Source organism: Coleofasciculus sp. F4-SAH-05, from assembly GCF_040222985.1.
Classification (GTDB): domain Bacteria; phylum Cyanobacteriota; class Cyanobacteriia; order Cyanobacteriales; family Coleofasciculaceae; genus Coleofasciculus; species Coleofasciculus chthonoplastes.
The window spans coordinates 1-11,126 of the sequence record NZ_JAVKBY010000180.1 but is presented as its reverse complement, the minus strand read 5'-3'; the positions used below and the strand labels follow the sequence as shown (position 1 = coordinate 11,126).

5 protein-coding genes and 1 pseudogene are annotated in these 11,126 nt (G+C 48.1%); all 6 read right to left on the bottom strand.

Annotation, left to right across the window (positions count from 1 at the left end):
• Positions 1-152: 152 nt before the first annotated feature.
• Positions 153-2,438: a two-partner secretion domain-containing protein gene (locus RIG27_RS21320; protein WP_446348478.1), complete on the bottom strand. Its 2,286-nt coding sequence runs from the start codon at positions 2,436-2,438 to the stop codon at positions 153-155.
• Between the two features lie 75 nt (positions 2,439-2,513).
• Positions 2,514-2,708 carry a hypothetical protein gene (locus tag RIG27_RS21315; protein WP_446348476.1) on the bottom strand — a complete coding sequence of 65 codons (195 nt, stop codon included), beginning with the start codon at positions 2,706-2,708 and terminating at the stop codon, positions 2,514-2,516.
• A gap of 740 nt (positions 2,709-3,448) precedes the next feature.
• Positions 3,449-3,598: a hypothetical protein gene (locus RIG27_RS21310; RefSeq protein WP_446348475.1), complete on the bottom strand. Its 150-nt coding sequence runs from the start codon at positions 3,596-3,598 to the stop codon at positions 3,449-3,451.
• Between the two features lie 161 nt (positions 3,599-3,759).
• Entirely contained in the window at positions 3,760-4,773 is a 1,014-nt protein-coding gene (locus tag RIG27_RS21305) for a glycerophosphodiester phosphodiesterase (RefSeq protein WP_446348473.1), read from the bottom strand.
• A gap of 156 nt (positions 4,774-4,929) precedes the next feature.
• On the bottom strand, positions 4,930-10,716 hold the full coding sequence (locus RIG27_RS21300; RefSeq protein WP_446348470.1) for a translocation/assembly module TamB domain-containing protein: 5,787 nt from the start codon (positions 10,714-10,716) through the stop codon (positions 4,930-4,932).
• A gap of 284 nt (positions 10,717-11,000) precedes the next feature.
• Positions 11,001-11,126: pseudogene (locus RIG27_RS21295) on the bottom strand (RNA-guided endonuclease InsQ/TnpB family protein); the annotation flags it as partial.

The window sequence follows — 11,126 nt, the reverse complement described above, 5'->3', positions numbered from 1 at the left end:
GGCATGGCACGTCTGAAAGCCGGGGTGTAGGGGCGGGTTTTACCGATAACATTTTTTCACAAACCGATAATTTGACTAAACGCGCCCCCACTCAGGGAGCCTGTCAGTTTTGCCCATAAGTTCAAGTCGGTTGGGTAAAACGATCGCGCAGCCTATTTCTCTTGCGATGCAGCCTGATAGCAGATTAAATCATCATCATTCGCGATCGCCACCAGTTCCGGAGCAGTACCCACGATTACACGTCCATCAGACGTTACCATCATACCTTGAGCTTCTTGAATTGGGTCGCCGGGTTTCCAGAAACTGGGGGTTGAGTATTGAGAATTGACCGTTGGTGCAGTGGCTTGTTGTCCAGCATCGCCACTAATTCCCTGAACCTGAGTGACAGTATAGCGACCCTGTAGCGGATCATAAGGGTTATTCGGTAAACCCCCCGTACCTGTAACGATAAAGCTACCTTGCTCCTTGTTGCGGTGGGTAAGGCAACTATCAGCAATCACTTGTTCCGGCGGCAGAAAATTGGTTGATAGTGGCGAGAGGGAATCTTGATTCAAATTCAGCGAGGATATGAATAAATTACCAGCATCACCGCTACCCAATGCTTCTACTGAAATATCCACTCGATCATTGCCCCGAAATGGCTCAAACGAACCTGGGTTGCGACCTACGGCTGTTCCTTGACCACTGGAGAAAAAGTCTGCCAGAAACACCGGAGAGATAATAGTGATATTACCACCCCTGCCATCAACAGCATTTGCCAGAATATCACTATCTTCTAGAGCGATAAAAACATCGGAGTCAATCGTAATATTGCCGCCACCACCGACACTCTCAAAAACACTGGCACTAATCAAGCTACCGTCGCGGAGACGAATATCTTCAGCCGTGATATCGATGTTACCTCCTCCTGCTTGAGTGGAGGTCGCCCTGATCTCGCCTCCGTCTCGGAGTCTTAGGTTATTGGTGGTAATAGTTAAGTTTCCTGCATCGCCTGTTCCTTGACTTGAAGCTTCTAAAGCGCTGGGACTAATTTGATTTTCTCTACCAATACCTTTGCCAATGATTTCCACAGCATCCGAGGTATTGATCGTTATCGTTCCTCCCTGACCCGCATCAGATGTCGCGGCTGTTAACTTTCCCCCGTCCTCAATAATCAGCCGTCCTGTAGTAATCTCTAAATCTCCAGCATTTCCATTAGTTTGAGTGTTAACTCTTAATTGACTTGATCCAACAATTTGAGAACTACCACTTATTTGTACTGATTCCGAGGCAGTTATAGACAAGTTTCCACTGCGACCTGTACTAACAGAACCTTTGATGATTGGAAATGAACTAGTTGATATTTCAGCCCCATCTCGAACAATTAACCGCCGAGTATTAACTTTTATATTTCCTGCATCTCCGTCATTTCCCGTAATCGTGGTTATACCGCTAGACCCCAGAATATCTGAAAACCCACTCAGTTCTACTGATTCTGAGCCAGTCACAGCGATAGTTCTGGCTGGGACTGACCCAAACGTGAAAGAAGAAATTCGTGAGCCATCAGTTACTATTACGTGTCTGCCTTGTATTTGAATATCACCACTACCGATATCTCCACTATTAAAAACAGGACTCAGATCGGTTACATCAATGATAGCTGCCTGGGATAGATGAATATCCTGAAAATTTTCAACACCCTCATAGCTTAGAGCAAAACCTTGATTTGTTAGGTTCAACGTGACCCTAATTTTGCCATCAACACTTCCTACTTCAATCCGTCCACTTGGCGCTGTTATATTTCCACCTTCTAGGATAACTTCACCGCCTACAAGTGCTAAGCTTTTATCGGCATCTACTCTCAAACCCGCAGGAGTTCCAGTACCATTCGATTTTTCCTGCATATCACCCCGACTTGCTTGAGAGCGGTTGATAATCCGTCCCGGAGAGTCTCCAAATTGCAGTCCTACAGGAACACTGACAGTAAGTACGGATGAGGCTGAAGAGTTAGTTGCACTAAACTCTGTGCCATCGGCAAATTTTATACTATTTGCTGTGCTAGCAATAAAGGAACCACCCAAATCTAGAGCAGCTTCAGCACCAAAGATAATGCCATTGGGATTGAGGAGAAATAAATTAGCATTACCTTGTGCTTTGAGTAAACCATCAATGTTCGAGATTGAATCCCCGGTTACACGGCTGATAATGTTCTGAATGGTAGAGGTGTTTTCAAACCAAGCCGCTCCACCTGTCGGCACGGAAAACTCATGAAAGCTATGGAAAAGGTTTTCTCCGGCTTGGCTGCCTCCAGTAATCGTGAATTGAAGATTATCTGAACTATTAACATTTGTGGGTAATGTTCCATCTGGGACAATTTGTCCTTGAACAGAGTTGACTGAAACCAGAACGCAATAGGGAAGAGTTGCAACTAACCAGAATGGATGGCGTCGTCGTTCCATATAAGTACCTCATGGGTCACTAGTACGAGTCTAACAACTCACACCCCATTAAGGTTGGAATCACCTATGGTTGTTTCAATAACAACGAGTAAACCATGTCCAACACATCAGACTATTTGAGGTCGCATCCTCTATCTGCTGTTGAGGACTCACAGGCTGGTCTTGCCTTATTCTATTCTCCATGGTGGCATTGGCGGAAACAGGAGCTGCGCCAACTTGAGTAGAAAATGTTAAGCTAAGAGCGATCGCGGTAGATGCAACGAGTTTCATTTTTCTTTTCTCCGAGTAGATGTACGAACCTGTGAGCTTGGTGTGATTCACCTAGCCCTAAAAATTTGAGAGATAACTTGCTCTTATCAGAGACTTTTTATTCAGTTGTTGGAGTTACCCTGTCAGTGGCGCACCCGATTAGTAGAAGTTTGAGAGAAATCTTTTTCTGCCACTGCTCTATAATTAAACTATAGCAAGAGAAAAGAGAAAATCTGTGATCTTTATCAAAGCTTCATTGAGAGTTCATACACCCTTAATAAGCGCATCTTATGGTTTAAGTTTTCTTTACAGAAGTTCTGGGTTAAATAATACACCGAATTTACGGCGTTAGATGAAATTAAACGTAATGCCCAAAACTCTAGACTATAGGCTATGACTGTAGTTGAACCGCAATACATTTGAAATACATCCTGGGTTTAGTGGTGTTTGAGTTACGGTTATCAGTTGAATCGGATTAAATTATTCGTCGAGCGGGATGTGACTTCCCTTTTCCGTCCAAGTGAGATATATCGATTCTTCGTTGGAGGGTTGCAACGGTGAAATCCTTATGGTACAAAGGTTGCTTTTTATTCTTTTGTCAGAGTTTTTTGACAAAGTAAGTTTATGTTAAGAGTTGTAATGTAAGGTTTGCTTATATTAAGGATTATGACGCAATAATTCGTAACATTAAACTTACTATAGAATTACGGACATTGTTTCACTTCACATCTCCCACAATACTGAGTTATAAGTAAGTAATTTTACTCAGCCTCCTGAACATAGAACTCTTTCCCTCGCAGGTTGTTCCAGACATACCATTGGCATCGGCGTCGTAGACAATTCCCATGAATCTTGCCTTTAAGTCCATTTTTGGCGGAAAGATACTCAACTCCATTGCCTTGATTCAGCAACACGCTTACCTTGAACTCACATCCACCCATTAAAAATCTCAATCGTGAAAATTTTGTGAAAGGTATCGTAAAAGGCAGAAGGCTCCAGGGTAGAAGGCATCAGGTTAAAATGTGACATCGCACGCCTTTACATAACTTATTACTTCTTAATATCCATTAACTTAATTTACACCAAGAGATGACCGAGCAACCTGAAGTGCCGTGTCTGGGAAGTCGCTGAAAAGTCCATCAATTCCCAGCCGATAGAATTGCTGATACTCCAACTCAGGATTCCCTTGATAGTCTGGGGCGAGAAAAACCGCTTCATTGCGAAATGTCCACCCATGAACCTGTAAACCTTGAGCATGAGCCTCATCAAGTAAAAAGGTAGGGGGTAACAAGTAGCCATCTGCCCTTGTGGGTACAATTAAACGTTTGTTAACTCCGATCGCATCGGCATAATCAGCAATTTCTCTTAACCCCTGAGGCGTTATCAGATCTCGATACGTCCGATTGCTGTGGTTCTGATGTTGAGGATGAGCAATAAAATCGTAGGGTTGACCGGTGTCATTCACTAACTGTACCAAGGATACATCCGTGATTTGCTTCAGCGCTTTCAAATTCGCTGTTTCAAAGGATTGGATGAACACAGGAGAGTTGCGATCGCCCAATCCGTACTGGTTGAGAATGTTTACCAACGGTTCTTCTAACGAGATTCCGATCGCGTTAAAGTAGGTGGGATGCTTGGTTTCCGGATAAATGCCAATCATGCGTCCAGTTGCAGCACTTTGACGTTGAACTAGCTCAATAATATCTACCAGAGTAGGGATATCAAACAACCCATCTAATTTTGTCGAACGCAGGTGAGGTAATCGTTCTTTGACTCGTAGGGTTTTTAGTTCTGCCAGAGTAAAGTCCTCAGTAAACCAACCCGTGACAGTTTGCCCATCAATCATTTTAGTAGTTTGGCGATCGCGAAATTCTGGACGAGTCGCCACATCGGTAGTACCCGAAATTTCGTTCTCGTGACGCGCCATCAATACCCCATCCTGTGTCATCACCAAATCGGGTTCAATATAATCCGCCCCCATCTGAATCGCTAATTCATAAGCCGCGAGGGTATGTTCGGGACGATAGCCACTTGCGCCTCGGTGAGCAATCACCAAAGGACGGGATTTTTGGTCACGCGATCGCATCCTTATATATATGCACCTCTTTTTATTGTCTTCTCCCCAGACGCACCATGGCGCATCTGGAACATGCACCCCATGCTCCCACAGAAGGGCGGGTTTAGTTCAGTTAGAGGTTTCCTTCTAAACGTTATCGGTAAAACCCGTCCCTACACCCCCGCGCTAAAATCGCCGCCTGTATTCAATAATCGCCCGACTATCCCCGGAAAAATCAGTCCCCCCCCGCAACAGCACATTATCATTCAGCCGATAACGCAGGTTGTATTGAAATGGTTCCCCAGTCGTTAACTCCTTCAACACCGACACCGAGAAATTTTGGCTGATATCAATCCCCGCCTCAGCTGCAAATCCCAAACTCGAAGCCCGTTCTTCATCATCAGGAATAATCGTCGGAAATAGACGAAACTCACTCAACGGTAACGCATCCGCAATAAAATTACCCACAGGTCCCAAAACCGCTGAACCCGCCAAATTCGCTAAACCCAACGTACTATTGCCTCGCCCTAAGGTATCCACAAACCCCCCACCCAACATCGCCACAATTTCCGCTTCGCTGCGTGCCGGTGTACTCGTCAATTCCAACCGATCCTCCAGTTGAGACGCCGGTCCTTCCACCTGGGCGACAACCCGAACCGTTTGCACCGCGCCCAACTCAAAATCAGGCACATCAGCAATTTCCGCAGTCTGGGCGTTTGTCGGGAGTCGCCGTTGGGTCGCTTCCGCCACCGATGTGACTAAACGTACATCTAAATAGGGATCAAGTCCTTGACCGGGAATAAATTCTGCTGTATTTTTATGCCCCCGCGCCAACCGGAATTGAGTGGTAAATAAATTCACCTGACCTCGTTTTAGCCGAATCAAACCATTAGGTCTTAAATTATCAACCGACCCATTCACGGACGACCCATTTAGGGTTAATGTCCCTTGGGCGAGGAAGTTCAAAATCGGCGCTTTTCTAATTTGAATATCGTCCGCCAACGTGATTTTTAAGTCATTGAACTCGAAGACAATTCCAGACTCCGAATCACCCCCAACCATTGCTGTCCCCGTTCCTGTACTCCCGCCTTGATCCGGTAGCGGGATGATGCCATCCACTAAATTAATTTGACCACTAATGGTGGGATTCAAGGCTGTCCCAGTCAACACCACTTGACTTTGTTGGATCTGACCTCTGTATTTGGCTTTCAAGTTCAGGGCTAATTCACCGATATTCACGGTGAGTGGATTGGGTTGAGTAATCGGCTGGGAGATGGGCAGGGTTCCGGCAGCGGTAATTTGGCCGCCACCATAGTTTGCGGTCAAATTCTTCACATTAACCTGGTTAAAGTTAAACTCAATTTCGCCCCTCACATCCTCTAGGGGTTCAGGTAGGGCTTGTGAGGCAATGGTTGCCCCTGCCACTGTGGCAATTCCCTCTGCCCTGAGTCCTTTGAGACCCCCTTGTTTTTGATCAAAGCTGCCTTGAATCTCTAAATTAACGTTGCCGCTTCCCTCTCTCCATGCAACCTGCTGGCGGGTGAGGATATTTAATAACGCTAATCCTTCGTTTTCCACATTCACACTCAGGCGAAGTGTGTCACTTTCTGGGGCGACGGCGTCGGGAATGGGTAACTGATAGGGAATACTTCCCTGAACCCTCAATTGAGAGTCACCCTCAGGGGTGGGTATACTTTCGGCTAAAAACCTCAACCGGGCGTCACTATAACTGAAACTTCCCTGTAAGGTGTCAATGTTTTCTTGATTCAGCGTTGCCTCAGTTACCTTCACTGATCCTCTGGCTTGGGGATTCTCTAAACTCCCCGACAGGGTGGCTGTGGCGTCTAGATTACCACTAAAAAAGCCGATCGCCGGCGGTAAATCCACCACGTCTCGGATTAGGGCGATGGGGAAGTTTTCCAGGCGTAACTGACCCGATTGGGTTTCACCACCAATTGTCCCGGAAAATGTTGCTAAACTGTCTTGCGATCGCAAGGTAACCGGCAGTAGAGTCAGTACCCCCTCTTGGAAGCTGCCTTGAATTGTTGCCTGGTTAACCTGATAATCACCCCATTCCCAGTCTTGTCCCTGGAGGTCAAATTTGGCATTAATTCCCGATGCATAAGACCCACTAATCCGTACCGTACCGCTAAACGTGCCATCTAACTCCTCTAAATCCGGCAGAATCTCCGCCTCTTCCTCCGCCTGTTGCCGTTGTCGCAGTAGAGTTTCAATTTCCGAGAGACGGCGCAGTTGAGTTTGCAGTTTGGCTTGGGGCATTCCCACTTGGGCGATATCCAAGGGTACCGTGGGGGTGGTGGGTGGTATTGTGGTCAGGTTGATTAACTGCAAACCCGCCACCAAGGTTTCCAGTTGCCCCTGTTCAATATCCAGCGTCCCTTGAAACTGTGGACCCGTGGGCGTTTGGGTAATTCGACCTGATAGGCTATACAGATTTTCTCCTGGTGTTGCTTCCCCTGGCAAACGACTGCCAAAAATGGGACCGGTTAATTCCACTTGGTCTAACGCCACGTCAAAGGTATTCAAATTAATTGCTACTTCCCCGGAAATATCACCCACCAAGGGTTGAGTCTCCAGGGCGACAGGCACCGGGGCGATATCTTTAATCAAGGCGATGGGAATATTTTCTGTATTCATCCGTAGCACATTACCCTGGCGCGTCCCGGTGGCGATCGCATCCCCGCGACGAATGTTAAAGGAAACAGGAAGATAATCGGGTCCCAGGGCTAATTCAATCTGATCTGTCTCACCTTGTAGATCTAAGTCTACGCCCTCTCCCGGTATAAACGTCACTGAACCAGCGAGTTCCTCTTCAAAGGTCAACCCACTGACGGCAAAATCCTCCAGTTCTAAATTCCCCTGAACACGCGGATTCGTCACTGTCCCCGCAATCGTACCCGTAAAATCTGCCAATCCCGCCACATCCACATCCGCTGCGGCTGGGGGTAAATACGCCGAGAGTTCGGTTAACTCTAAGTTATTTGCTGCCACATCCAGGTTAAAATTCCCCACCGCCCCAATTCCCTGATCCAACTGGGCAGGATTTACCCCAATAAACCCACTCGCAGAGAGTCCCTCGGCTGTTAACTGTTGCAGGTCTATACCTTGACCTGTCCAGCGAAATGTGGTATTCACAGGACGGTCAATTAAAGCAAATCCTTGACTAAATCGCAGTTGACCCGCCGCCGTTAGCGATCGCGCGATCGCTTCTGGGGTTAATGTCTCTAAACTGGTGGAGACATCCACATTGCCGCTTAAGGTTCCTGTCAACTGTTCCCCAAACCTTGCCAATGCAATCCCTTCCGGGTTTAACTGGGCTTGTAGCGTCCCATTATTTAACTGTACCCCCGTCGCCCTCACCGTACCTCCCGCCACGGCTAATCTGCCCTGACCTTGGGCTTGAATCTGATCCAGTGCCACCTTCTCAAGAGAACCCGACAGGTCAAAATTCCCGGCAAACACCCCAGCAAACTGCGGCGGTAATTCCGGCGCTAACCTCGCCAACTCCAGCCCTGCTGCTTGCACATCTGCCTGCCAACGTCCGGCGGCGAGATTAATCTCCCTTGCCCGGATCACACCTCCTGCCAAATTAACTAGGGCATTTCCATCCCCCCGAATCGTTTCCAGCGCTAACTGATCCAGACTCCCGGACAGATTCATGATTCCGGTTAAATTCCCCGACAATTGCGACGGTAGCTGAGGCACAACCCCCGCCAATCCCACCCGATTCGCCGCTACCGTAGCTTGCCAACGACCAGCATTTACATCCAAATTCGACACCTGAACGGTTCCCCCACCCACATTCAGTTGTCCTTCACCGGCTACATTAATCGCTGATGGTGAAAACTCATCCAAGGAACCCGACGCCACAAACGTACCACTAAAAGGCGACTCCAATTGAGGCGGTAATTGAGGCACAAATTCTGCCAACTGAATCCGATTCGCGTCTATTCTGGCTTGCCAACGCCCCTTGTCCAGAGTCACCTCCTCCAGATTAATCCGTCCCCCAGCCGCCGTCAGCGCCACTTGACCAATCCCACTAATCCCGGAAACAGAGGGATCTGCCAGAGAACCAGACAGGGCAAACGTGGCGTTAATCGGTTCTTGTAGGGCGTCCGGAATTTGCGGGGCTAACTCTCCCAACTGCACCCCATTGGCATCAACATTAGCCCGCCAGCGCCCTTGAGACAGTTGAATATTCTCTACGCCAATCGTTCCTCCCGCCAGATTTAAACGTCCCCTACCCTGGGCGCGAATCTGGGATAAGGCAAACTGATCCAAGGGAGTTGATAGGGTAAACTGACCCGCTACCGTCCCCTGAAATTGCGATGGCACATCAGCCAGTTGAGACAGTTCCACCCCTTGGGCTTGGACTAAGGCGGTGAGACGATTATCCAGAACTTGCAGATTCGTCGCCGTGACTGTACCTCCCGCCGCTTGCACCGTCGCCTTTCCCGTGGCGCGGATGTTTTGCGGATTATCCAAGGGACCGAAAATTTTGGCAGTTCCGGAGAGATTACCGACGGGAATGGGTAGGGTGGTGTTGTAGGTTTTTGCCAGTGCAGTGGTTGGCAGGTTATTGGCTTGCAAGTTAAATTGTAATCCTCCCTTTTCCCCTAGTTCAATCACACCTTCTCCAGTAATTTTGCCGCCGATGGCGGGTTGGGCTTGCAAGTTGCGAACGGCAAGGCGGGTGGGATCTTGCGGTTGGGCTGGTGTGGTGAGGGTAAAATCGGTACTGATCGTACTGAAGGTGACGCGATCAATCTGAGTCGGTTTCGTGGTGACGGCTTCTCCCTTAACCACAGGTTGGGTCAAAGAGCCTGTTACTAGCAGGGCGGCTTTGACTTCTCCGGACAAGGGAACGGGCGTGTCTTCGAGATTAAAGGTTTGCAAAACAGGCTTAATCTGTATCGCTTGGGTTTGGGCGGTGAGATTAAATCCTGTCTCTAGATCAACGCTACCATTAGCCGTGGCGGGAATTTGCCCGAATTGGGTGGTTACGTCTTCTAAGCGAATGGTTGTTTCTTTGAAGCGTAATCGCCCATTGGTATTGGCAAAGGCTTGGGGAAGTTGGGGAACTTGGGCGGTTACGTTGTTGAGGGTGGCGTTTCCTAGAAACTGGAGGGGTTGATCGGGTTTAATCGTGAGTTCTAAGTCCCCGCCGACGTTACCTGCTTTTACGTCTAGGGGGAGGGGAATTAGGCGATTTAAGGTACTGGCATTGACATTCTGCCCATTAACCTGTAAGTGAGTGGTGCTAGTCGGGAAAAGCTGTTCCCCTTTCAGGTCAAAGGTTCCGCCGCTAGCGATTTCACCTTGGACATCGAAGCGAATGATGTCATTATCCTGTAAGAATTGACTACTCCCCTGGGGAATCGTGATCGCGACGGGGGATTGGGGTTTGCCTTCCGTGGATCGAGGCACAAGCTGCACATCAGCATTTCGTACCCCTAACTGTTGCAAATCTACCTTAATTGGACCGGGTTTTTGTTCTTGGAGTTCCAAGGGCATCCATGATCCATCGACGGCTTGTTCGATATAGACATCAGGTTCAATTAGGGTAACGTTTAATTCTAACCGACGGTCGAATATCAGGGGAAGTAAATCATACTGAACTTCCACCGCTTCAATTGAGGCGCGATCAGGTTCAGTATCCGTAGGAGGTAAGGCGGCGCTATCAAACCGCAACCCATTCAGGGAAAAGCGTTCAACCTCGCCAATTTCTACGGGGCGTTGTAGGAGTTGGCTGAGGTTTCTCGCCACTAGAGGTGCCAACATCTGTTGGATAAAATACCACGCAAAACCCATCCCCCCAGCGATTCCCACCAGCAGGATGATACTGATCCCAATTAACCAACGCCGATGTCGCGATCGCCTGGGAGGTGGAGATTCCGGTTGCGGATTGGAATTGGATTCCGGTTCGTTACTGGGAGGGGGTACATTGGTCATAGTCCTTAATTCACGCCGGGAAAGAGGAGGCGGTTAGGTTGCTGGGTGAGTGCGATCGCTAGCTAATGTTCAGTCAGGGAAGGCTTAGTTTTTTACTATAGACGGATACTAGAATACGCCAATTCCCCCCATAGGGGTAGATGACTAAGTTCGTTTGGTCAAGGAAAGCTGGGGAAGATGGGGAAGCTGGGGAAGCAATTTAGAAACGTAACAGGCTACGTTTGGAAGATGGGGGAGATGTTAGCTGTTTACGTCAGTTCTACTGTCTTTTGACACTCACCGCCCTATAAGGACGGTGATTCTTTCATCGTAGGGATTCCAATGAATTTACCCTCAGAAAGCATCTTGACCGTGTGTCCCACGGCTGCAAGTCCTCTTATACAGACTATTTGTGCGGCTGCTACATCTCT

Coding starts and splice junctions, on each gene's coding strand:
- RIG27_RS21320 (WP_446348478.1), bottom strand. CDS start 2,438: ATGGAACGACGACGCCATCCATTCTGGTTAGTTGCAACTCTTCCCTAT.
- RIG27_RS21315 (WP_446348476.1), bottom strand. CDS start 2,708: ATGAAACTCGTTGCATCTACCGCGATCGCTCTTAGCTTAACATTTTCT.
- RIG27_RS21305 (WP_446348473.1), bottom strand. CDS start 4,773: ATGCGATCGCGTGACCAAAAATCCCGTCCTTTGGTGATTGCTCACCGA.
- RIG27_RS21300 (WP_446348470.1), bottom strand. CDS start 10,716: ATGACCAATGTACCCCCTCCCAGTAACGAACCGGAATCCAATTCCAAT.